This window comes from Micromonospora sp. KC213 (assembly GCF_004348325.1).
Taxonomy (GTDB): domain Bacteria; phylum Actinomycetota; class Actinomycetes; order Mycobacteriales; family Micromonosporaceae; genus Micromonospora.
Genome location: NZ_SMKF01000086.1, coordinates 1 through 23,847, shown reverse-complemented (window position 1 = coordinate 23,847; position 23,847 = coordinate 1). Strand labels below are relative to the sequence as shown.

General features: G+C 69.4%; 31 protein-coding genes and 4 pseudogenes. 20 read left to right on the top strand and 15 right to left on the bottom strand.

From position 1 onward, the window contains the following. Positions 1-86: 86 nt before the first annotated feature. The 5 genes from E1166_RS18155 to E1166_RS18135 form a co-directional block, all read right to left on the bottom strand. Entirely contained in the window at positions 87-1,556 is a 1,470-nt protein-coding gene (locus E1166_RS18155; RefSeq protein ID WP_207914319.1) for a choice-of-anchor M domain-containing protein, read from the bottom strand. A 101-nt stretch (positions 1,557-1,657) separates the two neighbouring features. Further along, positions 1,658-1,963: a 30S ribosomal protein S14 gene (gene rpsN / locus E1166_RS18150; protein WP_132340394.1), complete on the bottom strand. Its 306-nt coding sequence runs from the start codon at positions 1,961-1,963 to the stop codon at positions 1,658-1,660. Continuing rightward, a complete protein-coding gene (gene rpmG, locus E1166_RS18145) occupies positions 1,963-2,130 on the bottom strand; it encodes a 50S ribosomal protein L33 (RefSeq protein WP_013287204.1) in 168 nt (55 codons plus the stop codon). The genes rpsN and rpmG overlap by 1 nt, the downstream gene beginning before the upstream one ends. Then, complete coding sequence (gene rpmB, locus E1166_RS18140; RefSeq protein ID WP_132334986.1) at positions 2,130-2,366, bottom strand: 50S ribosomal protein L28; 237 nt, start codon at positions 2,364-2,366, stop codon at positions 2,130-2,132. The genes rpmG and rpmB overlap by 1 nt, the downstream gene beginning before the upstream one ends. A 148-nt stretch (positions 2,367-2,514) precedes the next feature. Then, positions 2,515-2,946 carry a winged helix-turn-helix domain-containing protein gene (locus E1166_RS18135; RefSeq protein ID WP_243710414.1) on the bottom strand — a complete coding sequence of 144 codons (432 nt, stop codon included), beginning with the start codon at positions 2,944-2,946 and terminating at the stop codon, positions 2,515-2,517. A gap of 45 nt (positions 2,947-2,991) precedes the next feature. On the opposite strand from E1166_RS18135, the gene E1166_RS18130 reads away from it, so the two are divergent. The 6 genes and pseudogenes from E1166_RS18130 to E1166_RS32725 all read left to right on the top strand — a co-directional run. Continuing rightward, positions 2,992-4,287, top strand: coding sequence for a GTP-binding protein (locus E1166_RS18130; RefSeq protein WP_132340392.1), 1,296 nt, complete (start codon positions 2,992-2,994; stop codon positions 4,285-4,287). Then, a complete protein-coding gene (locus tag E1166_RS18125) occupies positions 4,284-4,544 on the top strand; it encodes a type B 50S ribosomal protein L31 (protein WP_132340390.1) in 261 nt (86 codons plus the stop codon). The genes E1166_RS18130 and E1166_RS18125 overlap by 4 nt, the downstream gene beginning before the upstream one ends. Beyond that, entirely contained in the window at positions 4,541-5,173 is a 633-nt protein-coding gene (locus E1166_RS18120; protein WP_243710413.1) for a class I SAM-dependent methyltransferase, read from the top strand. Before E1166_RS18125 ends, E1166_RS18120 begins: the two co-directional genes overlap by 4 nt. Beyond that, the gene (locus E1166_RS32115) at positions 5,170-5,409 is read left to right on the top strand and encodes a hypothetical protein (RefSeq protein WP_243710412.1); all 240 of its coding nucleotides are present in this window, start codon (positions 5,170-5,172) and stop codon (positions 5,407-5,409) included. The genes E1166_RS18120 and E1166_RS32115 overlap by 4 nt, the downstream gene beginning before the upstream one ends. A gap of 6 nt (positions 5,410-5,415) precedes the next feature. Further along, positions 5,416-5,838, top strand: coding sequence for a Fur family transcriptional regulator (locus E1166_RS18115; RefSeq protein WP_132340388.1), 423 nt, complete (start codon positions 5,416-5,418; stop codon positions 5,836-5,838). A 152-nt stretch (positions 5,839-5,990) separates the two neighbouring features. Further along, a pseudogene (locus E1166_RS32725) lies at positions 5,991-6,145 on the top strand (ATP-binding protein); the annotation flags it as partial. A 28-nt stretch (positions 6,146-6,173) separates the two neighbouring features. Here E1166_RS32725 and E1166_RS18105 read toward each other — a convergent pair. The 5 genes from E1166_RS18105 to rpmF all read right to left on the bottom strand — a co-directional run bounded on the left by E1166_RS18105 (position 6,174) and on the right by rpmF (position 9,492). Continuing rightward, on the bottom strand, positions 6,174-6,566 hold the full coding sequence (locus E1166_RS18105; protein ID WP_132340398.1) for a transcriptional repressor: 393 nt from the start codon (positions 6,564-6,566) through the stop codon (positions 6,174-6,176). Positions 6,567-6,711: 145 nt separating this feature from the next. Continuing rightward, positions 6,712-7,563 carry a methyltransferase domain-containing protein gene (locus E1166_RS18100; protein WP_132340386.1) on the bottom strand — a complete coding sequence of 284 codons (852 nt, stop codon included), beginning with the start codon at positions 7,561-7,563 and terminating at the stop codon, positions 6,712-6,714. 149 nt (positions 7,564-7,712) lie between these two features. After that, positions 7,713-8,018: a (2Fe-2S) ferredoxin domain-containing protein gene (locus E1166_RS18095; RefSeq protein ID WP_132340384.1), complete on the bottom strand. Its 306-nt coding sequence runs from the start codon at positions 8,016-8,018 to the stop codon at positions 7,713-7,715. 26 nt (positions 8,019-8,044) lie between these two features. Then, entirely contained in the window at positions 8,045-9,316 is a 1,272-nt protein-coding gene (locus tag E1166_RS18090; protein WP_165944368.1) for a GTP-binding protein, read from the bottom strand. Then, entirely contained in the window at positions 9,313-9,492 is a 180-nt protein-coding gene (rpmF, locus tag E1166_RS18085) for a 50S ribosomal protein L32 (RefSeq protein ID WP_132340382.1), read from the bottom strand. The genes E1166_RS18090 and rpmF overlap by 4 nt, the downstream gene beginning before the upstream one ends. Positions 9,493-9,680: 188 nt before the next feature. Here rpmF and E1166_RS18080 point away from each other — a divergent pair, with 188 nt between their 5' ends. The 3 genes from E1166_RS18080 (at position 9,681) to E1166_RS18070 (ending at position 11,436) form a co-directional block, all read left to right on the top strand. Further along, a complete protein-coding gene (locus E1166_RS18080) occupies positions 9,681-10,133 on the top strand; it encodes a hypothetical protein (protein WP_132340380.1) in 453 nt (150 codons plus the stop codon). Between the two features lie 136 nt (positions 10,134-10,269). Then, complete coding sequence (locus tag E1166_RS18075) at positions 10,270-10,992, top strand: class I SAM-dependent methyltransferase (RefSeq protein ID WP_132340378.1); 723 nt, start codon at positions 10,270-10,272, stop codon at positions 10,990-10,992. A gap of 144 nt (positions 10,993-11,136) precedes the next feature. Then, on the top strand, positions 11,137-11,436 hold the full coding sequence (locus E1166_RS18070; protein WP_207914317.1) for a hypothetical protein: 300 nt from the start codon (positions 11,137-11,139) through the stop codon (positions 11,434-11,436). A 137-nt stretch (positions 11,437-11,573) separates the two neighbouring features. Here the strand turns inward: E1166_RS18070 and E1166_RS18065 are convergent, their stop codons facing one another. After that, entirely contained in the window at positions 11,574-11,954 is a 381-nt protein-coding gene (locus E1166_RS18065; protein ID WP_243710411.1) for a hypothetical protein, read from the bottom strand. Here E1166_RS18065 and E1166_RS18060 point away from each other — a divergent pair. The 5 genes from E1166_RS18060 (at position 11,953) to E1166_RS18040 (ending at position 17,394) form a co-directional block, all read left to right on the top strand. Then, positions 11,953-12,219 (top strand): hypothetical protein, encoded by a 267-nt coding sequence (locus E1166_RS18060; RefSeq protein WP_132340376.1) that lies wholly within the window; start codon positions 11,953-11,955, stop codon positions 12,217-12,219. The genes E1166_RS18065 and E1166_RS18060 overlap by 2 nt on opposite strands. Before the next feature lie 217 nt (positions 12,220-12,436). Next, positions 12,437-13,996: an ABC transporter substrate-binding protein gene (locus E1166_RS18055; protein WP_132340374.1), complete on the top strand. Its 1,560-nt coding sequence runs from the start codon at positions 12,437-12,439 to the stop codon at positions 13,994-13,996. Further along, on the top strand, positions 13,989-14,975 hold the full coding sequence (locus tag E1166_RS18050; RefSeq protein WP_132340372.1) for an ABC transporter permease: 987 nt from the start codon (positions 13,989-13,991) through the stop codon (positions 14,973-14,975). Before E1166_RS18055 ends, E1166_RS18050 begins: the two co-directional genes overlap by 8 nt. After that, complete coding sequence (locus E1166_RS18045) at positions 14,972-15,808, top strand: ABC transporter permease (RefSeq protein WP_132340370.1); 837 nt, start codon at positions 14,972-14,974, stop codon at positions 15,806-15,808. The genes E1166_RS18050 and E1166_RS18045 overlap by 4 nt, the downstream gene beginning before the upstream one ends. After that, positions 15,805-17,394, top strand: a complete 1,590-nt coding sequence (locus E1166_RS18040) for an ABC transporter ATP-binding protein (RefSeq protein WP_132340368.1) — start codon at positions 15,805-15,807, stop codon at positions 17,392-17,394. Before E1166_RS18045 ends, E1166_RS18040 begins: the two co-directional genes overlap by 4 nt. A gap of 721 nt (positions 17,395-18,115) precedes the next feature. Here E1166_RS18040 and E1166_RS18030 read toward each other — a convergent pair. Both E1166_RS18030 and E1166_RS18025 read right to left on the bottom strand, forming a co-directional pair. Then, positions 18,116-18,457, bottom strand: a complete 342-nt coding sequence (locus E1166_RS18030) for a metalloregulator ArsR/SmtB family transcription factor (protein ID WP_207914321.1) — start codon at positions 18,455-18,457, stop codon at positions 18,116-18,118. Positions 18,458-18,673: 216 nt separating this feature from the next. Beyond that, on the bottom strand, positions 18,674-19,072 hold the full coding sequence (locus E1166_RS18025) for a hypothetical protein (protein ID WP_132340364.1): 399 nt from the start codon (positions 19,070-19,072) through the stop codon (positions 18,674-18,676). A 389-nt stretch (positions 19,073-19,461) separates the two neighbouring features. Here E1166_RS18025 and E1166_RS32110 point away from each other — a divergent pair, with 389 nt between their 5' ends. Both E1166_RS32110 and E1166_RS18015 read left to right on the top strand, forming a co-directional pair. Beyond that, a complete protein-coding gene (locus E1166_RS32110; RefSeq protein ID WP_243710410.1) occupies positions 19,462-19,617 on the top strand; it encodes a DUF1883 domain-containing protein in 156 nt (51 codons plus the stop codon). 230 nt (positions 19,618-19,847) lie between these two features. Further along, positions 19,848-20,633: a hypothetical protein gene (locus E1166_RS18015; protein WP_132340362.1), complete on the top strand. Its 786-nt coding sequence runs from the start codon at positions 19,848-19,850 to the stop codon at positions 20,631-20,633. A gap of 328 nt (positions 20,634-20,961) precedes the next feature. Here E1166_RS18015 and E1166_RS18010 read toward each other — a convergent pair. Together E1166_RS18010 and E1166_RS32105 are read right to left on the bottom strand one after the other, a co-directional pair. Beyond that, positions 20,962-21,231, bottom strand: a pseudogene (locus tag E1166_RS18010) (transposase); the annotation flags it as partial. Between the two features lie 109 nt (positions 21,232-21,340). Continuing rightward, positions 21,341-21,694: a helix-turn-helix domain-containing protein gene (locus tag E1166_RS32105; protein WP_279433225.1), complete on the bottom strand. Its 354-nt coding sequence runs from the start codon at positions 21,692-21,694 to the stop codon at positions 21,341-21,343. Positions 21,695-21,785: 91 nt separating this feature from the next. On the opposite strand from E1166_RS32105, the gene E1166_RS18000 reads away from it, so the two are divergent. The 4 genes and pseudogenes from E1166_RS18000 to E1166_RS32100 all read left to right on the top strand — a co-directional run bounded on the left by E1166_RS18000 (position 21,786) and on the right by E1166_RS32100 (position 23,791). Next, complete coding sequence (locus E1166_RS18000) at positions 21,786-22,286, top strand: luciferase family protein (RefSeq protein ID WP_132340358.1); 501 nt, start codon at positions 21,786-21,788, stop codon at positions 22,284-22,286. Positions 22,287-22,321: 35 nt separating this feature from the next. Continuing rightward, a pseudogene (locus tag E1166_RS17995) lies at positions 22,322-22,814 on the top strand (transposase); the annotation flags it as partial. Next, positions 22,813-23,231: pseudogene (locus E1166_RS17990) on the top strand (phage holin family protein). The pseudogenes E1166_RS17995 and E1166_RS17990, both read left to right, overlap by 2 nt. After that, positions 23,231-23,791, top strand: a complete 561-nt coding sequence (locus E1166_RS32100; protein WP_243710415.1) for a DUF3618 domain-containing protein — start codon at positions 23,231-23,233, stop codon at positions 23,789-23,791. Before E1166_RS17990 ends, E1166_RS32100 begins: the two are co-directional and overlap by 1 nt. Positions 23,792-23,847: the final 56 nt, after the last annotated feature.

The following is a 23,847-nucleotide window of genomic DNA, read 5'->3' as shown; positions in this document are numbered from 1 at the left end:
GGGTGGGCGGGCGCGGCAACGCCCGCCCACCCCGCGACCGCCCGGGTGACGTGGCACGGTGCCGGCCACCGGGCGGGTTCGGGCGATCAGATCGCGGTGAGGGTGAGGGTCGCGGTGTAGGTTCCTGCGGCCGTCTCGGTGGGCAGGCTCAGCCGCAGGCCCGCGCCGAGTTGTGCGGTACCCCGACCGGCGCCGGCCGAGGCAGAGCCCAGCACCGCGCTGGCGCCCAGACCACCGCCGGTCCCGACGACGTACGGTGCCACCTCCGGGCCGGCCACCACGCCCTGTCCGGAACCCTGAGTCAGCACTCGAGGGCTCCAGCCGAGGTAGCCGGCGCTGAACGTCGCACCGCCCGGGCCGGTGAAGTCGGCCGGAATCTGCCCGGAGGCGCTCCATCCCGGCTGACCGGCGCGGGTGTCGGTCACCGTGACCGGCCGGAGCTCACCGTTGCTCTCCCACCGGTCGCCGCGAGCGGTGAGCTGCGCGGGCGGCAGCACCACGGCCCGGTCGTCCGGGTTGACGCTGATAACCAGGGAGCCCTGTGTCTCGTCGATCGACGCGCTGATCGTCTGCGAGGTGCCCGGCTCCTGCGGCGGGAACGCCACCCAGAGCGTCACCGGCTCACTGGTCGCGACCACAGCTTCGTCGTCGTACAGCTTGACCACGTACTCACAGGCGTTCAGCTTCCGGGTCGCGGTAAAGGAATAGCTGGCGCCCGCCTCACCCGCGATGACGGTCCAGTCGTCCGCGCCGGGGCACTTGCTGAACCAGTGGTAGCGGTCCAGCTCGGTCTGCGGGGTCTGCACCGCGTTGAGCGTGACGGTGTCGTTGGGCTGGTACTCGTCGGCCATGCCACTGATTGACAGGCCGACCTCCGGCCCGCCGCCGGACAGCTCGCCGACGACGAACGAGTAGTCGACCGGCCCGGTGCTGACCGTCGTTCCGTTGGCCAGCGTCGCGTCTGCCTGGAACGTCAGCGTGTAGCTGCCCAGCGCACTGAACGCCCAGTTCGAGTGCGCGTGGGTTTTCACCGGCACATCAATCGCGTCCGGCAGCCCGTCATCACCGCGAAACTTGATGATCGGACCGCCGAACGAGTCCTGCGTGAACAGCGTGACGGTGCCTGGCCCCTGCACGCCGACCAGGCTCAGCCGCACCTTGTTTCCCTCGAACACCCCGGAGTCGAGCGTCGTGGTGTTCCAACCCGGCCAGAGCAGATCCGGGTCCTGGGTCATCGGCAGCAGCCACACTGGGCTCCCCGCCGGCCCGAGGAAGGCGAACCGGGGATCGTCCGGAACGGCCATGGCCGCCTCCGGCAGGACCTGGAACGTCACGTCCGCCGGGTCCCGCTTCACCGCGGGGCTGACCGTGTCGTCATTGACCTTCAACGACAGCGCACCACCCTCGTAGTGCACGTCGACCGCGTCGGTGTGCCCTTTGGACAGCACCACCTTCTCCGCCGCCGACGCAGCCGTGGGCGCCAGTACCGTGCCGGCGACCACCACCGCCCCGGCGACCAGGGCCGCGAAACCGCGAGCCCTCACTGTCGCATTCATACCTCCCCTTTCACACCGCGCACGCCTGCGCCCGGTGGTAGATGCGACCGGAACCGGCGGTGCTGCGCCGCCCGGCGTCTCCGGCCCGGGCTGTGGCGACTTCACCACGACGCCTTGCGCACCCCGGGCATCTCGCCGCGCAGGGCCAACTCGCGGAACCGCACCCGGGAGAGCCCGAACCGGGTCAGCACCCCCCGCGGGCGGCCGTCAATCTGGTCGCGCGACCGCAGCCGCACCGGACTGGAGTCGCGCGGCAGCCGGCTGAGCCCACGAACCGCCTCGGCACGTACGTCCGGATCGGTGTCCGGGTGAGCGACCAGCCGCTTCAGCTCCGCCCGCGCCTCAGCGTGTCGAGCCACCAGTTCCTCGCGCCGCGCCTGCCGGTTGCCCAGGCTCTTCTTGGCCATCAGCGTGCCTCGCGGAACTCGACGTGCCGGCGTACCACCGGGTCGTACTTGCGCAGCACCAGCCGGTCGGGGTCGTTACGGCGGTTCTTGCGGGTGACGTACGTGTAGCCGGTGCCGGCGGTGCTGCGCAGCCGCACGATCGGGCGGACGTCGGTCTGCCGGGCCATCAGAGAGTCACCCCACGGGCGCGCAGCTCGGCCACGACCTTCTCGATGCCCTTGCGGTCCACGGTCTTCAGCGCCTTGGCGGTCAGGGTCAGCCGGATCCACCGCCGCTCGGAGGGCAGCCAGTAGCGGTGGTTCTGCAGGTTGGGGTTCCACCGGCGGCGGGTGCGCCGGTGGGAGTGGGACACGGCGTTGCCGAAGCTCGGCTTCGCCCCGGTGACGTCACAACGTCTGGACACAGTGATAACTCCTCACTCAAACTCGACAACGATAACGACAATGGTTTTCAGTCTTGCATCAGCTGATCGGTCAGTTCCATGCCGGGGTCATCGACGACCTTGACGGAGCAGTCGGCGCCCAGGCGGTAGCCCACGCCACGCAGCGCCGTCACCACCGGCAGGTCGACGCCGGTCTTCGCGCGCAGACGCCGGACGTGGACGTCGACGCTGCAGGGGCTCGTGTAGGGCTGACCCAAACCCGGTCCAGCATCTGCAGCCGGGTGAAGACCTGGCGCGGGTGTTCGACCAGGCACCACAGCAGGTCGTACTCCCGACGGGTCAGCACGACCTCGGCGCCGCCGCGGTAGACCGCTCGCGCCTGCGGATGGATTCGCAGGCCTGCATCCGCGTTGCGAGCCGACGGCGACGCCGGCCACTGGTGACCGCTCAGCAACGCCAGCAGAGCAATGAAGCGGTCGATGTCCTGCTCACGAGCACCTGAGCCGAGTCTCAGTTGGACCGCGACGGTGAGGAACTCGTCGACCTGTCGCGCCTCGGCCGCACCCGCCAGCACATCACCGTTCGCGTCAACAGTTCGCATGTGTCTAGAATGACAATCGTTTTCAGGTAAGTCGAGAGGAACACGATGTCGTCGTCACCACGGGCTCCAATTCATGCCGTGACAGCCGACGCCGATACCCGCCCGTCGCTGACCGTGCTCTCCGGGTTCTGGCCGGCGGCGACCTTCGCCGTCGCCCGCGCGCTGCTCGCCGCCGATGAGTTGCTGCTGCTGGTGCGGCACGACCTCACCGGAATGCGCAACGGCGTCGTCCGCCGGGTGGTCCGCTCCGGCGCCGGGATCATCGAGGACGAGCCGGTCGGGCTGCGGCATGGCTGTGTCTCCTGCACGCTGCGCGAGGACGTGCTGCCCACCCTCGTCCGGCTCACCCGCAGCCACCCCGGCCAGGACCTGATACTGATACTGCCCGAGGTGGCCGAACCCGAGGCGGTCGCCGCCGCCTGCGCCCACTGCCTCGTCGACGGCGCGCCGATCACCGATTTTCTCCGCGTCGACTCCTACGTCACCGTCATCGACGCCGAGCATCTGCTCGACGGCCTGGCCAGCACCGACGACCTCGCCTCGCTCGGTATCCAGGCCGCCGAGGACGACCACCGTGCGCTAGCCGACGTCGTGGTCCGGCAGATCGAATACGCCGACACCCTGGTGCTCTGGGGGCAGTCCCGAAAGGACGAGTTCGACACCGGCCGGTTGTCGGTCCTGCTGCAGCGGATGGCACCCTGGGCTGCTCACATCCGGGTCGACGGCGACCGTGTGGATGCCAGCACGCTGACCCGTCAGCTGCGTCATACCCGTCGACACCGGCCGGAGACCCCGGGAGTGCTCGCCCGCGGGCTGCAGGGCTACCTCCTCGGCGCCCACGAGCCCGAGCCCGACTGCGGGGTCGTCTCCGCCGTCTTCCGTGCCCGCCGGCCGTTCCATCCACAGCGCCTGCACAACGTCCTCGAAGAGGTCAACGCCGAGGTGATCCGTTCCCGGGGCCACCTCTGGCTGGCAAGCCAGCCAGACACCGTGGTGGCCTGGGAGTTCGCCGGCGGCGGTCTGGCCATGGGCTCCCTCGGGCACTGGCTGGTGAGCCTCCCCGAGGACCGCTGGGAGCACGTCTGCGACCAGCGCCGCCTCGCCGCCGCCCTGGACTGGGATCCCTACTACGGCGACCGGCACCAATACCTGGTGTTCATCGGCCTCGACCTCAATGCCGTCGAGCTGCACCACGCCCTCGCCGGCTGCCTGCTCACCGACGCCGAACTCGCCGACGGCGAGGAGACCTGGCGCACCTACCACGACCCGTTCGCCGGCTGCTTCCCCCTTGAGGTCGACGAGCTGACCGACATCGACATCGAAGGAGCACAACCCGCATGAAGCCCGGAATCCACCCCGAGTACCGGCCCGTCGTCTACCGCGACAAGGGCGCCGACTTCGCCTTCCTCACCCGCTCCACCGCCACCAGCGACCAGACCATCGAGTGGACCGACGGCAACACCTACCCCGTCATCGACGTGCAGATCTCCTCAGCCAGTCACCCCTTCTGGACCGGAAAGCAGCGCCTGCTCGACACCGCCGGCCGCGTCGAGAAATTCCGTCAGAAGTACGCCCGCCGCGGACCCCAGGGCAAATGAGCACCAGCACGCCCGTCGACTGGACCGAACTGGCACCGCAGCTGGTCGACGCCGCCCGGCAGGACCAGGCCTGGCACCTGACGATCGCCCGCGAGCTGGTCACCCCCGACGACCGGCTCGCGGTCGACGTCGGCTGCGGCGCCGCCGGGATGGCCCTCGCCATCGCCCGGATGATCACCTGCGGCCGGGTGGTCGCGGTGGACGCTCGCCCAGCCGTCCTCCACGCTGCCAGCGACCATATCCGCGCCGAATGGTCGGACCCACGGGTATGCATCGAGCCACTGCGCGCCGACATCCCCACCGAGACGGCCATCCTGCGCGAGACGCTCGGCGCTCCGGCTGACCTGGTCTGGGCGTCGACGGCGGTGCACCACGTCAGAGACCAGCAGGCCGCAGTCACCGCACTCGCCAGCCTGCTCGCGCCCGGCGGGCGCCTCGCCCTCGCCGAGGGCGGCCTACCGGAGCACCACCTACCCTGGGACGTCGGCCTGGGCCAACCCGGCCTGGAAGTCCGGCTCAACGCCGCCCAGGACCGCTGGTTCACCCAGATGCGGGCAGAGCTTCCCGACAGTCGCCGGATGCCGTACGGGTGGACCCAAGCGCTACGCCGCGCCGGTCTGTCACCGTGACCACCCGCACCACCCTCAACGAGCAGCCACCACCGCTGCCCGACATCACCCGGCGGGCCGTGCTGGACGCCCTCGCCCGACGGGTCGCCTGGTTACGGCCCAGCGGTCTGCTCACCGCCACCGATCTCGATGCCTGGGACCGTCTCCTCGATCCGGCGGACGAGCAGTGGCTGGGCCACCGCGACGACCTGCACCCGCTCTCCGCCCGCAGCGTGCACATCGGCGTACGCCCCTGACCCGCCATGCCAGCCCCCCTAGTTCCGGACGCGCAGTTACGGGTCGTGGGTTTAACGCCCACTCCGCAGCGCCGCGCCGTCCTGGCGCTGCTGATCGGACGTTCCCGCCCGCTCACCGCCCAGGAGGTACACGCCGAACTCAACCACTCCGTGCAGCACATCGGCCTGACCACCGTCTACCGAGCGCTGCATAACCTCGCCGACGCCGGACTACTGCACACCTTCGAGCTCGACGGCCAACGCGCTTACCGCCACTGCGATACGGCACCACACCAGCATCTGATCTGCACCCGCTGCGACACGGTGACCGAGTGCCCACCCGACATCGTGACCAGCTGGCTCACCGAGCTGCACCAGCACACCGGCTTCACCCCGCGCCCCGACCGACTCGACGTCAAGGGCATCTGCGCGGCCTGCGCCAGCACGTGACGATGAGTACGGCAAAGCTGCACGGCCGGACCGTGAAGCGGGAATCGATATGACCAGGGATGAGTTTCACCAAGTCCGCGCGACACGAGACGGCACGCCGTTACGGTGCCCCGGTGGAAATGCCCCTCACCCCGCGGCGATGAGCAGCCTGAATGAAGATCGCGTTTGTCGGTAAGGGCGGCAGCGGCAAGACCACGCTGGCGGCCCTCTTCACTCGCTACCTCGCCGCCGCCGGCCGGTGCTGGCTATCGACGCCGACGACAACCAGCATCTCGCGGTGGCGCTCGGCGCCAGCAAGGAGGCCGCGGCGCAGCTGCCCGCGCTCGGGGCAGAGATCAGCAGGAGCACTCCGCGCAGATGCCGAAGATCTCCAGGGTGTGGCCGACGTCGGTGAAGCCGTGCTGGGCGGCCACCTGGTCGGCCCACCGTTCCACGGCCGGCCCGGCCACCTCCACCGTGCGTCCGCACTCCCGGCAGACCAGATGGTGATGGTGTTTGCTCTGGCTGCACCGGCGGAACAACTGCTCGCCGCCGGGTAGCCGGGTGGAGTCGACCTCGCCGGCCTCGACCAGCAACTGCAGCGTCCGGTACACGGTGGTGAGGCCGACGCGCGCTTTCCGGGCGAGCAGCATCTGATGCAGGTGCTGCGCCGAATGGAAGCCCTCGACCTCGCGCAGCAGCGCCAGCACCTCGCCACGTTGGCGGGTGTTGCGGGTCACTTTCGGCATCGCCTGGGTCACCGGGATGCCTCCTCCTGTGCTGGCGGCCGTAGCCTGCGGGACGCTTCGGGTCTCACCTTCTACCTGCGATGTCACCATTATGCGTCGCTGGGACCGACACCCCGCATCGAGTGTGGTCTCGCCGTACTGATCGTTACGACGGTTCCGGCTGCGCGGCGGCGGGGTACGGTGTCGCGACGGTGACCCGGATAGCGGTGGTCAAGGTTAGGCCGCCGCCGGACAGGCGGGCGGGTTCGAGCGCGCGAGCGGCGTCGGCGGTCGCGGCGTCGAGACGGTCGGCTGGGATGTGCGACAGCAGCGCGCGTCCTCCGTGCGACCACATCCACTCCATCCAGTGGTCCACGTTATGAAAGTGGCTCTCCAGCCGGTGCTCACGGATCGCGGTGACAGCGAGGCCGACTGCCGCCATGGTCGCGGTGATCGCCCCGTCGTCGGCGAACGGGGCAGCCGCCGGCGCCGGGCGGGGCCGGTCCGCCGGCAGATGCGCGGCGAGGGCGTCCATGGCGGCGACGAAAGCCGGATCCTGGGCGGCGAAGGTGCTGATCGCCAGCCGGCCCGCCGGTCGGAGCAGCCGCGCATACGTCTGAAGGGCCTGCCTGGGGTCGGGCAGCAGGAAGACGACCAGCCCGGCCAGGACCACGTCGAAGCTGCCGGGCGGAAAGTCGGGTTGCTGGGCGTCGCCCACCCGGACGTCGACGTGGGTCAGCCCGGCGCGGGTGACGTCCTCCGCGGTGAGCGCCACCATGGCCGGTGCCAGGTCAATGCCGGTGACATGGCCGGTCGACCCGGTGGCGTCCGCTGCCGGGAACAGGACGGCTCCCCGGCCGCAGCCGACGTCAAGAACGCGCTCTCCTGGCCGGATGCCGGCACGGCGGACCAGTTCGGCACCGAAGGGTCCAAAGAAGGACACCCCGGTGCGGTCGTAACTCGCCGCCGCCTGCTCGAACACCTCAACGGTCCCGTTCGACCGCCCACTGCTGGTCATGGACACTGCCTCCTCGTCCTCGCATCTCGCCGGACCGCTGCCGCTGGTGCTTCCCACCGGCAGCGTGACGGCGACGCCGGGGTGGATGGTAATGACATTCCTCACTGAGAACGCCGCTGCTGGTCAATAACCAGGTCGACGAAGCTCCATTAAGGTCCAGGGCTGTCCGCCTTCCGGATGAGGTCGACAACCGCATCGATGTGCGGGGATTCCTCGACGGGGCCGATCAGCATCCCGCGCCGGCCTGCCGGATCGGCGCCGGTGAGCAGGAGCAGGGCGGGTGCGCGGTGGCAGGCGCCGAGGCACTCCGCCCGGACCAGGACACCGCCGTGGCTGGCCCGAACCGCCCGCCGGAGGCGCTCGGTCAGGTCCTCCCGCTCCCCGTCAGGCGCATCCAAGGGGCTGCGGCCGCGTAGGGCGCGGCAGCGGTGGCCGTCGCAGTAGGCGACGGTCACGCTAGCACCGCGCGGGAGTGAGGTATTCATCCGCGAAACGCCATGAGGCCGTGAGTGGCGTGTCGGTGAAGCACCGCCGCGTCGGTGAATCCGGCTCGCCGGGCCGTCTCGCGGTGCCAGTCTGCCGGCGCGACGAATTCTGCCGAGTACAGGCCGCTGAGCGCGGCCGTCCGCTCAAGCAACAGCGATGCCATCGCCGCTTCCTCGGCCAGCGCGGCCCACCACGCGGTCCACGGGTCGGCCCCGCTGCTCTGATCCTGAGCGGGCACGGGGGCGGGGGCAACGGGCATGGCGTCGGCGACGAGGAGCAACCCGTCGGGCTCGAGCAGGTGTCGCGCCGCGCCGTACCAGTCGCGGATCCGCTGTTCGGGCAGATAGTGCAGAGTCATCATGGCCAGCACCAGGTCATACGGGCCGCCCGCTAGCGGGAGCCAGCGGGGCACCACCCCGTAGGCGTCGAGGTTACCGGCGAGCAGGTCCCACAGCCGCTGGGGGTGAAACGGCCGGTGGTCGCGGAACACGATGCTGGAGATGCCGTACTCCTCGGTCTCCGGCACGTGCCCGCCGTTGAGCTCCGCGACCCAGCCCGGCGCGGTCTCCGCCCGCTCCAGGTCGAACAGGCCGGTGTTCAGAAGCTCCACCGGCGGCACCCGGCCGTGCACGGCACGGACCTGCCGGGCGGCCGGGTTCAGGCGGGTCAGCAGCGCCTCAACCGTCGCCAGTTCCTCCGCGCTGACCAGGTCGGTCTTGTTGACCACCAGCACGTCGGCGAACTCGATCTGGTCCACCAGCAGGTCCGCGACACCGCGATCGTCACCCTCGTACGCGGCCAACCCCCGCGCCTCCAGGCTTTCCCCCGCCTCGATCATGCCCCGCAGGCCCGCCACGTCGACCACCGTAACCGTGGTGTCCAGCCGGGCCAGATCGTCGAGGACCTGCCCGTCCTCCACACCGAAGGCGAACGTCGCGGCCACCGGCATCGGCTCGGAGATGCCGCTGGACTCAATCAGCAGGTAGTCGAAGCCGCCCCGGCGGGCCAGCCGGGCCACCTCGTCGAGCAGGTCGTCGCGCAGGGTGCAACAGATGCAGCCGTTGGTCAACTCCACCAGCCGCTCCTCGGTCCGCGACAGCGCCCCGCCGTCGCGCACCAGCGCGGCGTCGATGTTCACCTCGCTCATGTCGTTCACGATCACCGCCACCCGCAGCCCGTCCCGGTTGGCCAGCACATGATTGAGCAGGCTGGTCTTTCCCGCCCCGAGGAACCCCGACAGCACCGTCACCGGCAACCGGGCGGTCACGGCTGATCCACCACCTGGCGCCCCTTGTACAGACCGCAGTGCGCACACGCCCGGTGCGGCACCACCATCTCCTTACGCGGACACGGGCACGGCGTCAGCTGCGGCACGCTCGCCTTCCACTGCGCCCGTCGGTGCCGGGTGTTCGACCGCGACATCTTCCGCTTCGGAACGGCCACAAGATCTCCTTCGTCGAGGGGTCAATGCATAGCTTAACGGTATTGGTATTGGTTTTCGTTTTCTGCGCTGCCTCCGGCGATCGTCAGCCCGTCACCGCTTTCGCCCGGCCAGCGTGTCCCTGATCACCGGACAGATGCGTAGTCGCGCATGTATCGTCGGGAGGCGAGCCAACCCTCCGGAGGACCAGATGAACACCGGCACCATCCACCCCACCCATGCCGACGAGCACCGCCACACCCACGGGCCGGAGTGTGGGCACCCGAGCGTGCAGCACCTCGGGCACGTCGACTTCGTGCACGACGGGCACCTGCACCACGCGCACGACGGGCACTACGACGAATGCAGTATCGAGGGCCACCGCCCCGCCGAGCAGCACGAGCACCGCCACGGCGATGGGTGCGGGCACGTTGTGGTCGCGCACGACGGACACACCGACTACCTCCACGACGGGCACGTGCACCAGGAGCACGACGACCACTACGACGAGTGCGCGGCGGGCGAGCACGTGGTCGCGGAAGAGCACGACCACGTCCACGGTGACGGCTGCGGTCACTCCCCGGTACTGCACGGCGACCACCTCGACTACATCCACCACGGCCACCGGCACGCGGCACACGCCGGCCACTACGACGAGCACTGAGCTTCGCCCCTGAGGCGGACCGTTCACCATGGGCGCCGCCTGACCGGCCAAACGTCAGCACCCGCAGGGCCGCCCGCCCGGGACGGGCCGCCCTGCGTAGTGCGCTAACGGAAATGGTTTCCACTATGGTGGTGGGGTGAGCGACGAGTATGCGATCTCCGGGGAGTACCTGCACCTACTCAGCGAGCCGGCCTGGCAGGCCCTGCGCACGCCGGTGACCAAGGCGCTGGGCGGTGCGGTCGGTGAAGCGACCCTATTGGACGTGGGCGCCGGCACCGGCCTCGGCACGGAGGTGCTTGCCGCAGCTGTCCCGGACACCGACGTGGTCGCGGTGGAACCGTCACCGGTACTGCGGGCGGTGCTGCTGTCCCGCATGGCCGCCCAGCCCGATCTGCGGCAGCGAGTCACCGTCGTCGCCGCCGACGCCCTCGGCGCCGACCTGCCCGCCCGCCTCGGCGCCGTCCTGGCAATGAACATGATCGGCCACCTCGACCCCGACGGGCGCCGGACCTTCCTTCGCCGGATCGCCGAACGCCTCGCTCCCGGCGCACCGCTGGTGCTCAACCTGCAACCACCAGCCGAACCCACGCCGGTTCCCTTCTCCGTCTTCGGCACCGTGCCGGTCGGCCGCCACACCTACGAGGGCGGCGGCTCCGCCGAGCCGTCCGGCCCGGACACGGTGACCTGGCGGATGCGCTACCGCGTCCTGGACGCCGACGGCACCGTCCTGCACGAGGACCACGCCGACTACCGCTGGCACGTCACACCGGCCGAGGTCCTGCTCGCCGACCTTGCCGAGGCCGGCCTGACCGGCGAGGTCGGGCCGCTGGACGTCGTCCGGGCCGTACGCCGGTCATGAGACATCGTTGATCCACCAGCTGGAGCATTCGTCCGGAGAGGGCTCGTCGGTGCTGGCCGTCCTAACCGCAGGGATCGCCACCGAGTACTCCGCCACCACCGTCGCCCTCCCCTGGTCAGCCGGGACCGCCACGGCACAGAAGCGGTGCTGGCGGCGGCCACCACGTACACCGTCGGCGCACTCGTCGGTGCGGTGCTGATCGGCCGGTGGCACCCCTGGAACCAGGGTTGGGCCGCGCTGGCCGGGCTGTCCCTGTACGGTTTCACGCCGCTGAGCCTGCTGTTCCCGGCCCACCCGGCCGTGGTGGTCGGAGCCTACGTACTGGTCGGAATCGGGATCGAACTGTTCAACGTGCACTGGTTCACCGCGACTCAACGCAAGGTGGAACCCCGCCTCCTGACCCGGGTCTCCGCCCTGGACTTCCTGCTCTCCTACTACAGCTAGCGCCCGTGACGACAGACGCAAGGTGCCCGCGAGCAGCATCCGCACTGACCGCTCGGGACAGTCACACCCGCCAGGGCCAGAAAGAGAAGGGCCCGAGCCGCGTCTCCGCAGTCCGGGCTCCTTCACCTCAAAAGTGATCAGTGGGCCGACAGCGTCCCGCTGATCTCGTTCGGGACCGCGGGTAGTTCCACCGAGCCGACGAGCTTGCCGGTGGCGAGGTCGAGCCGGTGCACCTTCTTGGTGGCGGGCTCGGTGATGTAGGCAGTGTCACCGCGAACGAACAGTGCCGGACGGGGCTCCTGCCACTTCACCGGCTCCTTCCAGGCGGCAACCACGGGCCACGCGTTGGTGAAGGCGCCGGTGGCGGGGTCGATGACGTACAGCTTGCCGTCGGTGCCCAGGATCAGGCCCTCACCCTCGGGACCACGGCCCAGGGAGCGGAAGCTGTAGCTGACACCCTTCGGCATCGGCACCACCTTGAGGGAGTTGGTGGCGTATGCCCGGTCGCTCTTCACCATGACGTTCTTCGCCGCGCGGGTATACCGGCTCGGTGACGGCGTCGGCTGGTTCTACACCGCCCAAGGCCTCACGGGAGCGGCGGTCCTGCTGTGGGCCGCCGGCCGCATCCAACGCCAGCCCACCAGACGTCAACTGGCCATCCTTGGACTCTCTTGCGTCGGCGAAGAGCTGGCCACCATCGCGTTCGGGCTCGACCAGGAATCGATGCCGCTTTCGCCTGCTCGGCGGCGGCCTCCGCCACCAATGTCCTCCACGGCCCGGTAGCCATCGCCACCCTGCTGGACAACGCCAGCAACGAACGCCATGCGTGGCCGCCTCATGGCCGAGCTGACACCGGTGGGTAGCCGGTGCGGCCAGTGGACGGAACCCTTCGTGCACATTCAGGCGACAGGCCGTGATCATGGCTATTCGAAATTGAAAACGGTTACTAACTGATGGTATACCTCTGGCCCTGAGATCGAGTGCGGGCAAGGAGTGGCTGGTGGCGGGCATAAGGGTGAAGTTTGGCGCGGCGGCGGTGGTCGCCGCGCTGCTGCTAGCCGGGTGTGGCGACGGCAACGACGGAAGCGACCAGCCAGGATCTGGCACGTTGCGGGTGGCGACTAGCGCGCTGGCCGCGAGCGTGGATCCGATGGCCGAGTTGAGCGCGTCGTATCTGCGTTCGGTGGGGGCCGCGGAGGGCCTGATGCGGATCCAGCCCGACGGCACCGTGGCGCCTGAACTGGCCGAGAAGGTCGAGGCCACCGCGCCGACGGTGTGGACGGCGACGCTGCGGCCGAATGTGACGTTCTGGAAGGGCGGCACCGTGGACGCCAAGGCGGTGGTCGCGTCAATGGAGCGGGCACGCACCGAGAACACCCTCGCCGCCGGGCTACTCAAGGACGTGACGGTCGCCGCGACGGGTCAGCGGACGGTCACGTTCACCACCAAAGAGCCCACGTACAGCCTGCCGTACGCCCTCGCCCACTACCAGCTGGTCATCCACAACGTGTCCGGCTACCCGGCCGGCTTCTCCGGGACCGATCCGGCGACGGCGGACCTAACCGGGCCGTACCGGATCACCGGGTTCGAGTCAGACCGGCAGATGGTGCTGGAGCGCAACGACCGGTGGTGGGGCGGCACCCCAGGGCTGGCCCGGGTGGAGGTCCGTAAGGTCGCCGACCCGCAGGCACGGGCACAGATCGCGCTGTCCGGTCAGGCGGAGATCGTGCAGGACCTGCCGACCGAGCGAGCCAAGGAGCTGGAAGCGGCGCCGGGCATGTCGCTGGTGGCCAAGCCCGCCGCCAACACCGTCACCGTCTATCTCAACCCCACCTCGACGGCGGCACCCGCCCTAGCCGACCAGCGGGTCCGCCAGGCCCTCGCATGGGCGGTGGACCGGCAGGAGGTGGTCAGCCTAGCCACCAGCGGGCTCAGCGTGCCCGCGCCGAGCTGGCTCGCTTCCAACCCGGCCTTCCCGGACGCCACCGGCCAGGGATACACCCGGTTCGACAAAGTTACCGCCGAGCGGCTGCTCGACGAAGCCGGCTGGACACTGGGCGCGGACGGCAAGCGCGTCAAGGACGGCAAGAAGCTGACTCTGCGGCTGCTCACCTTCGGCGCCGAGGCGGCCACCGGCGAGGTGTTGCAGGCGCAGTGGGCCCGGCTCGGCATCGACGTGCAGGTCCGCAACGTGGAGAGCTCGCTGATCAACCAGTCCATCGAGAAGGGCGACTGGGATGCGGTGACGCAGGCGTGGACCACGCTCGGCGACACCGCGAAGCTGATCGCCGCGCAGATCGGACCGGGCGGCGCCGCCAACCATGGCAAGTACACCGATCCGCGAATCGAGGGACTTCTGACCCAAGCCGCCGGCGCGGCGCAGGAAGGCGAGCGGACGGCCGCCGTCTACGAGCTGAACAAGCTCATGGTCGAGCTGGCACCGTCGATCCCCGTCCATCCGCGGGTGCTGGCGACCGGCATCGCCAAGGAGGTGACGGGTTTCGTGGCGCATCCGCTGCAGTACGAGAACATCGTCCAGCCGAAGATGACCCTTGGCTGAGCGGCGTGCCGCGATCACGGTTGCCGCGGTGATCGCGCGGGGTGTGGTCACGGCGGCCGGGCTGCTGCTGGTCGCATCCGTGCTGGTGTTCGTGCTGGTCCGCGCGGCGCCCGGCGACGCGGTGGACGTCGAGTTCGGCGAGTCGGGCGCCAGTGCCCTGCTCAGCTCAGAGGAGGAGGCGGCCGCGCGGGCGCAGCGGGCGCGTGAACTGGGCTTGGACCGCAGCGTCCCGGAGCAGTACGTGCGCTGGCTGAGTCGGGTGGTGCGGCTGGACCTGGGCATCTCCTTCCGCACCGGGCGGCCGGTGGCCGACGAGTTGGTCGAGCGGGTACCGGCCAGCGCGGCGCTCGGCGGTGCCGGGTTTCTGGTCGCGCTCGCCGGTGCGTGGCTGATCGGGTTACTGTCGGCCCGCCGGCCCGGTGGGTTACTGGACCACGTGTTGCGGCTTCTGTCGCTTGCCGCGACGGCGGTGCCGACGTTCCTGCTGGGCAGCTTGGCGTTGCGGTACGCGGCTGAGTGGATCGGTTATCCCATCGCAGGTGAGGCGTCCTGGCGGCGCCTGTGGCTACCGGCGGTGGTGCTGGGGGTGGGGGCGATGCCGGTGGTGGCGCGGCTGCTGCGGGCGTCGCTGATCAGCGAGTACGGCCGCCCGTACGCGCTCGCGGCGCGGGCGCGCGGTGCGTCGCCGGCGCGGGTGACGTTCCGGCACGTGATGCGGCCAGCGTTCACGCCGCTGCTGACCCTCGCGGGTCTGACGTTGGCTAGCCTGGTGGCCGCGTCGGTCATCACTGAGGTGATCTTCTCGTGGCCGGGTGTCTCGGAGTACGCGGTGGCGGCCATTTCGGCCAAGGACTACCCGGTCGTGCAGGCGTACCTGCTGCTGGTGGTCGTGGTGGTGGTGGTGGTCAACCGGGCGGTGGACGTCATCCAGCACCTGTTGGACCCGCGGGTCGGGCAGGCCGCGGAGGTTATGGCATGACGGTCAGGCGGTGGGGTGCCGGGTACGGGCTGTTCATCGCAGGAGCGGTGCTGGTCGCCGTGGTGGTGCTGCTGGCCGTGGCGGCCCCGCTGATCTCCCGGTACGACCCGGCTGCGCAGGGTGTGGGACCGGCTCTGGCCGGCCCGAGCGACGAGCATTGGTTGGGTACCGACCGGTTCGGCCGCGACCTGGCGGCCCGGGTGTTCCACGGTGGACGGACCACGCTGCTGGCCACCGCGGCGGCCCTGGCGCTGGTGGTGACGGTCGGCACCGTGGTGGGCGCGGTCGTCGCAGCGCTCGGCTCGGTGGTGGACCGGGCAGCGCGGCACCTGTTCGACCTGCTGGTCGCGTTCCCGGTGATGGTGGTGGCGCTGGCGCTGGTCGGGTTGTGGGGGCCGTCGCTGGGCACCGCGCTGGCCGGGGTACTGATCGTTTTGTGGGCGCCGTTCGCCCGGCTGTCCCGGTCGCTGGTGCGCTCCGCGCTGGCGGAACCCTCGGCGGTGGCGGCGCGGGCGCTGGGCGCGGGCCGGTGGCGGCTGCTGCGGTACGAGGTGTGGCCGCGGCTGCGTGGGCCGGTGTTGGTGCTGGCGGCGGTGGAGGCCGCCCAGCTCATCGGCGTGGTGGCCGGGTTGAGCTTCCTCGGCCTCGGCGCACAGCCACCCAGCGCCGAATGGGGGTCCATGCTGCAAGAGGGTCGGGCGGCGCTGTGGTCCGCGCCGCACCTGGTACTCGCTCCCGGCGTTGCGGTGCTGGTCACCGTGCTCGGCCTGACCTGCATGGCCGAAGGGCTGCGCGACGTGTTGGACCGCGCTGGTCAGGCGGTGCCGGAATGACCGCCTCAGCGATGTCGGTGTCCGGGCTGAGCGTCACCTACGGCCAGCAGGTGGTGCTCGACGGCGTCGATCTCGACCTGCGACCCGGCTGCGTGCACGTGGTGATGGGGGCGAGCGGCTCTGGCAAGACGACCCTGCTGCGCGCCCTGATCGGGATGGTGCCAGCGCCGGGACGGGTGTCGGCACGACGGCTGCTGCTGCGAGCCGGTGAGCGGGACGTCGACCTGTCCGCGCCGCATTCGTCGGCGTGGCGGCGGGTACGGGGCCGGCATGTCGGCCTGATCGCGCAGGATCCAGCGCAGGCGCTCACCGCGCTTCGCCGGGTCGCCTCCCTGGTCCGGGAGGCGGATCGGCTGACCGGCGGTGACGCTGGCCGCGAACGGGTGGAGCAGGTGCTGCGGCAGGCGGGCTTCGCCGATCCGCGTGCTGTCGCCTCCCGATACTGCTTCGAGCTGTCCGGTGGGATGGCGCAGCGCCTCGGCGTCGGGCTGGCGATCGCGCCGCGCCCCGCGGTGGTGCTGGCGGACGAACCGAGCACCGCCCTGGACGGCATCGCACGCGCCGGGCTTGCCGCGACCCTGCGCGAGATGGCCCACACCGGGGCCGCGGTCGTGCTGGTCACCCACGACGTCACGCTCGCCACCGGGCTGGCCGACGACGTCACCGTGCTGCACGCCGGTCGGGTCGCCGAGGCCGGCCCCGCCTCGGACATACTCGCCGCGCCGCAACACGAGGCCACCCGCCGGCTCATCAACGGCGCGCGTCCACGGCCGGCGGCGCCGGCGCCCCATCAGGGCACGGGTGCGGGCGCGCTGTCGGTGCGAGGACTGCACAAACGGTACCGGAGCACCGGTCTGGTGCTGGACGGCGTCGACCTCGACGTGGCCGACGGCGAGGTGGTCGGCATCGCGGGGCGCAGCGGCGCCGGCAAGACAACCCTGCTGCGCTGCCTGGTCGGGCTGGAGCGACCCGACGGCGGCGAGTTGCGTATCGCCGGCCGCCTGCCCGCCGAGGCCGGCTGGCGGGCGCTGCGCCGCCTGGTGCAGGTCGTGCCGCAGGACCCGCGCGCCTCGCTCAACCCGTGGCGTACCGCGCGGGAGCTGGTCGCCGATCCCCTCGACGCGCACCGAATCGGCACTCGGGCGGAGCGCCGGACCCGTGCCGGCGCACTGCTGGACCGGGTTGGGCTGGCCGGGCTCGGCGACCGCCGGCCGGGCCAGCTAAGCACCGGGCAGTGCCAGCGGGTCGCTATCGCCCGCGCCCTGGCGCTGCGTCCCCGGCTCCTGATCGCGGACGAGCCCGTCACGGCGCTGGATGCCCCGCTGCGACAGGGCGTCCTCGACCTGCTGCACGACCTGGTGGCCGAACACGACATGGCGGCGCTGGTCATCTCGCACGACCTGTACGTACTGGAAGCCCTGTGCCACCGCATCGCCGTGCTCGACGCCGGCCGCATCGTCGAGGACCTGCCCGCCACCGCACTACGCGACCGAGGGACACATCCCCTCACCCGAGCACTGATCGACTGCCAGCCAACAGAAGTTTCAATGGCTGAGTCAAACCGCGTACACGGTGATCGGGGGTGAGGGATGGAACTCTCAGCCATGGCGCAGCAGCGCCCAGATGACGTCGATCAGGCGGCGGGCCAGAGCGATCAAGGCTTGGAGGCGGAGTTTGCCTTCAGCGCGTTTCCACTGATACCAGCTCAACCCCGTCGATGGCACTGCCGACAGCTCCACAAACAGCGACCGACACGCAGATTTCAATCAGCAGCAGGCCATCGGTGACGGCAAGTTGCCCACTCCTGGGGGCCACCACGGGCAAGACCCACCAGCCACACCCCTGTCCCTGGGCATCCAAGGCATCACCCCCAGACGATCAAAAACCTTTGGAGAACCCCATGACCGCTGACCGATACGTCATCCGCCGCGCCATGACCGCCGAGAACCTGCATGGCGCACGGGAGCTCATTCTCCAGGTGGCTGAACGTGACCTCGGATACGGCTACACACCGCAATGGCACTGGGACCTAGACCGGATGCTCGAAACCTATGTGGACAACGATCGGCAGGCCATGTTTGTGGCCGCAACACCGTCTGATGTGGTGGCCACCGCGGCGATCCGATGCGCAGGGCAGCGGTATTCATCGAAAGGCCGCGTCACGGGACACACAGAACGCCATTCGCTGCTACACGGGCGTACGCGTCCCCACCGGCCGCGACTTCCCGACATCGGACGCGTATCGATCGGCGTGCAACGGCAGGTGACGGAGTCAGGCGGCACAGCGCCGGTCTTCGGCAGTGCTGGTCAGCGGGTCTTCTTCGTCGCGCGCTTGCGGGGCGGCGTCAACAGTTCGGCGATACCCGCGATCGCGGACGGCACCAGACGGTAGTACGCCCACACGCCGCGCTTGTCCCGTTCGAGGAGGCCAGCCTCGGTGAGGATCCGAAGGTGATGGCTCACGGTCGGCTGGGACAGCCCGAGCGGCGCGGTGAGGTCACTCACCGACGCCTCGCCCTGCGGAGACGACTGGATCAGGCTGAGCAGACGCAGCCGAGCCGGGTCAGCGAAAGCCTTCAGCACTCCCGCGAGCCGCTCGGCGTCGGCGCGGTCGATCGGCTCGCCGGCAAGGGGCGAGATGGCAAGCATCGTCATGTTCGTTGATCCCATGCCCTGCATCGTCGCAGCAACACCGCCATAAGGCGGGCAAACGAGGGACGGATCACGCTGACGTCACGGGTGGCCGTCCACACCGTGTCGCCGTATCGGCATTCTGCGGCTCGAAGGTGGCGCCGAGGTGGCGGTGCTCGATGCACATGGCTGGCTGTTGCGGGCCAGCCCATTGACAGGCTGCATGCGGCCGAGTTACCGACTGAGGAACCAGCCGGTCAGCGCAATGCAGACCACCATCGCCGGCAGCGGTAGGAAGTAGAACAGCGGATCGAAGTCGCCATTCGGGGTCGCCCCGCCGAGCGTGTGCCGGAGCAGTCCGAGCAGGGCGGCGCATGCCGCGAGGACGAGTTTCGCGACGCGAGGCCGCCATGTCGTGCGCCATGGGTCCGTTGTCCGAAGGATGAAGATCAGCACGCTACCGGCTAGCCAGCCGATGACCAGGTATGGCAGTGGGTACCACCAGAGCGCGGATGGTTCCAGAACCAGGAACACCAGCGCGGTGGCGATGTCGAGAGTCGCGTACAGCAGGCTGCTGTAGCCGATGGCACCCAGCCAAGTCTTAGGGTCCGGTAGCTGCACGATGACAACCATCGCGACATGATCTCAAATTTCAGCCGGGCGCCACCCCGCCGAGATGGGCCGCCGCGAGGGTCCACAAATCTCGGCACCGCACCCACAAGACGCGAACCCACAAGACGCGCGAACCGCCTTACCGAATGCCGGCAATGCGGCTTTTTGCCGCGCACCATACTGCATTCTCGCGCTGTCGCAACGTCAGTGACGCCACCGCGCCGCCGGCGGCTGCGGCACCCGGAACGGAGCAGACCGCGTCGACCGTGCTCGCCCGACAGGCTTCCTACCGGGCGTCGCCATCCACTACACATAGCGTGTGGAGCACCTCTACTGGAACCTCGGCACGTACGCGGGTGGCGCCGTGTTCGAGGTGGAGCTGCGGGGCTCGACCCGCCAGGGTCTGCCTGATGGACGGCGACGAGTATCAGGCGTATCTCGACGGCGACGAGTACGAGTACTTCGGCGGCTTCTACGACACCACCCCCGTGGTCCTGGAGGTGTCTACGACGACGACTGGTGGCTCGTGGTCGACAGCAACCCCGACCACATCAACGTCACGGTGAACCAGGTCTTCGACTGACCGCCGCTGGCCCTCACCACGACTGTCCGGTCCGGCTCAACCTGGCACCGCACTCCTCTGCGACCAGCGGCGGGACAGGTTGACGCGGACGGGCGAGGGCATCCTGTCCGGATCCACCTGGCACATTTCGGGGCGATGAATCGCCTACTACCACCGCCAAATGGGCAACTTCACCTGGGCGGCAGGTACTCCAGCACTGGTTACGATCGACGTATGGAAATGGTCGACGGTGATCGACTCGGCCGACTGGTCAGCGCCCATCCGGTGGCCGTCTCACGCCGTTGGCGCACCGGTGGCCTGGCACTGGCGATCGGCCTCGCTGGTGCGCTTTTCCTGGCGTACCTGATCAGCGTGGCACCGGCCAGCGGTTCCGGCAGGCCCTTGCTCCTCGGCCTGATACCGATGGCCTGCGGTCTTCCGATCGCCGTGGTCCACCTGACCAGGGCGGTGCGGAGCGGCCGTCACGAGACCTTCGAGCTCTACGAGAACGGCCTGGGTCGCCGCGCCTCGGGTGGCCACCGGAGCTGGACCTGGGAGCAGGTGGCCGAGATCCGGGTGAAATCGAATGATGGCGCCCTCTGGGTCCGCCTCGGCTGGGACCTGAAGTGCTCGGTGCGGTTCACCGACGGTACGAGGGTGCGGATCGACGGACAAACCGAAGACAGTCGACTGATCGCTCGAACTCTGCTCGCCCGGCGTCCAGATGCGGTGCCGCCGCCGACGGACCCGTTGGGGGCGTGGCGGGTGGTGCGCTGGGTCCTACCCATTGTGATCGTGGTCAGCGCCAGCGCCTTGGTGCTCATAGCCCGCCACGTGAACGCGCACGACGGATATCACCGCGTGCCCGACAGCGAGGGCGTCCTCCAACTGCAACCAGAAGTGAGTGACGCCGAAATGGCCCTGCTCACGCTCGGGGGGGTCGTCAGCGCCATCGCACTGATCTGCTCGTTGGTGCTACTGGGCATTCACGTGCTGACACGTGTGACGGGCAGACGGTGAAGCGTCTCCGATCACTGAAGCTTCGGTAACCGGTGGTCGTAGCCGGCCAGCCGCACCAGCTGTCGACGGCGCTATGCCACCCAGCCCTGGCCAGGGAGGTTTCCGCATTAGCCTGGCGTGGGTATCGTCGTCGCGCCGCTTCGTGATCAGAGAACAGGACGTGCCGGCCGTGAGCGAGTTGACCGCTCAGCTTGACCTGCCGCTTGGCGTCAATGCGCCCGCTGCGGCACGTCACGCGATCACTGCGGTGAAGCCCGGTCCCGAGCCTGGCGGCCGAGCTGGATCAGCCCGGTCGGGATCAGAAACCGGAACCGGTACACGGTCACGAACGCAGGAACGCCACCCAGCCGGCGCCGTCTTCGTCGGAGGCCATGTCCAGGCCCAACACCTCGCGCTGGCCGTCGGCGACACCGACAGCGATTGGGGCGTGGGCGTTGACGCTCCACCCAACTCCGCGGACCTTCATCGTCACCGCGTCCGTCCACACGAACGGGTAGTACTCCGAGTCCAGAGGCCGGTTGCGGAACGCCTCGACCTGGACATCCAGGTGCGCGGCCACCTCCGGCACCTGGGACTTCCACAGCTGCCGGATCCCGAGCCGGGGCCAGCAGCGGTAGCACCGCAACTCGCCGGTGGTGATGTTCTTGGCAAGGTGAAGCAGGGCCGGCGACGAGCGCGCCCTGCTTGGGGCAAGGTGAGGTGCCGTGTCACACCGGTCCGGCGGCGTCGTACCGGCGGCGAGCGGCGATGACCTGGTCAAGGTGGGAATTCGCCCACGTCACCAGTGTCTGGAAGACGGGCGAGAGGGTGCGGCCGAGATCTGTCGGCTCGTACTCGACCCGTGGTGGCATCTCGGCGTGATATGTGCGTGTGACCAGGCCGTCACGCTCCAACTGTCGCAGGCGCTGGGTCAGTACCTTCGGGCTGACCGCCGGTAGCCGCTGCTGGAGCTCGGTGAACCGCAGCCGGTCGTGATGGGTCAGCACCCACAGCACCTGGCTGCTCCACCTACCGAAGATTAAGTCGACGACGGGACTGATCGGGCAGGGATCATCCTCCACGGCTACGTTACTTTCTGCTTGGTAACTACTTTCTCCAGGATAGTAACTTATTGCCGTCCACGGTGAACGCGCCGACAAGGAGGAAGCGACGATGTCGATTCGGACGGAACTTCCGGCCAGACAAGGGCCACGGCCACGTACCGGTCCCGCCATTCCCCACCAGCAGCTCAGCCAGATCGCCCCGGTAGAGCTGCAAGACGAGCTCTGGCGGCGGATGACGACCCTCGAGGGGGTGGTGACCGGCCCAAGCGGGATCTCGTTCCCGGACACCCGGGCGCTACATCTGCGGCCCGCCCCAAATAGTCCCGAGATCGAGCGGTTCCTGATCGGCTCCGAGTTCGCGCACCTCCACGGACCGGCCGACGGCAGCCTGCACCTTTGCCTGCCGCACGACGTTGTTGCCGAGGTCGAACGGCAGGGCTGGGGAGAACTGCATCCGATCGCGCGGGACGGGAAACGGCCGGCAACGCTACTGATGCTGTTCGGACCACGCGACACGAACGAACTGAAGATCGTTTGGAAGCTCGTCCAGGTCAGCCACCACTTCGCTCGCGACTCACAGCTACCGTCACGCAGAGGAATGCCCAGTTAGTAGTGCTTTGTTGGGTCATTCGGTGTGTCGCTTGTATGCGCGTCGTGTTGGTGTGGGTGCGGTGCGCGGATGAGCGGGAACTCGCTCGGGTGCTGGCGCGGCTGGAGGACTTCGCGGCGGGGTGTTCGCGGGGTTGCGGCAGTCGGATCAGCGGACGACCTGTTTGCGGTATCTGCGTGGGCTGACGCTCGACGGCCGGCGTACGTCGATGCAGCCGATGACTGACCTGACCCCGTCCACCTAGGGTATCGCCGATGTGCGACGGTGGCTGGCGACAGCCGCGATCGACCTGGTGACGCCTCAGGCGTGGGTGGTGGATGGCGCCGAGCTTGCCAAGGACGGCAAGGCATCGGCATGCGTGACCCGACAGTACTCCGGCACGCTGGGCAAGGTCGCCAACTGCCAGATCGCCGTCAGCGTCCACGCGGCGACCGACGCCGCTTCGACGGTGCGCTGACCTGGCGGCTGTTCGTGCCGGAGTCCTATGGCGACACCTGCGTGCCCGGCCCGGACGGCAAGCCGGCGAATGCGTCAAGCTCAGCAGACACAGCCGGCAGAGGCCACGGTCGCGCAGCTCGTCGAGCGTGCCATCGATCAGATCAGCCGGCTGGTGCGCGACGAACTGGCCTCGGCCCGCGCGGAGGTGACCGCCAAAGGAACACGCCGGGGCCGCCGCGGCGATGTTCGGCGAAGCGGGCGGAGTGACGTTCTACGGCGCGGGTGCTCTCGTCGCCGCCATCACCCTGCTACTGGCACAGGTCATGTGGGCGTGGCTGGCCGCCCTGGTCGTGCGGTGATCCTGTTCGCCGTAGCGGGTCTGCTCGCGCTCTCCGCGAAGAAGCAGACCAGCCGGATGATGCCTCTCAAGCCCCAGTCGACATCGACAGCGTGCGCACCGACGTCAAGTCAGTACAACAGGCCGCCAAGAAGGGGAGGCAGGAGTGATGGCGGACGCGAACAGCGACCCGGACCGCAGGCGCCAGGAGGTCGAGAGGACACGAGCGGAGCTCAGTTCCACGGTGCAGGCCCTGGCAGCCAAAACGGATGTGAAGGCCCGGGGCCGTGACAGCGCCCGCCAGATCAAAAGTCGCCTCCAGCAACGCCTGGCGGGTGCGGCCCAGACGATGCGAGGAAAGACAGCCGGATCACTGCAGAAAGCTCGGCAACGGGCCGACACCAGCGGCTCACCAGCAACGCAGGCAACATGCGGCAACACGCCGACGCACTGCGCCGACGCACTGCGCCGACGCACCACGCGCACGATGACGGTAGTCCGGAGCCAATCCCACACTGCCGCGCAGAAGGCCAGCCCGGCCGCCCGCTCAATCCGCGACACGACCGCGCGACTTCGGTCAGCAGCCCGCCGTCCCGCTGCCCTCACCGTCGCCGCTATCGCCGCCGTCGGCGTTGCCGCAGCCGTACGACAGCTCCGAAGGGAGTGTGGATCTAACGGTGTTTCCGGCCTGACCTGCCGGGCGTTGTGCCTGGTGAGGAGGGTGCCGTGATGACCGCGACACTGAACGACCAGACCGGACGGAAGAAGCGGCCTGAGCTGTCGGCG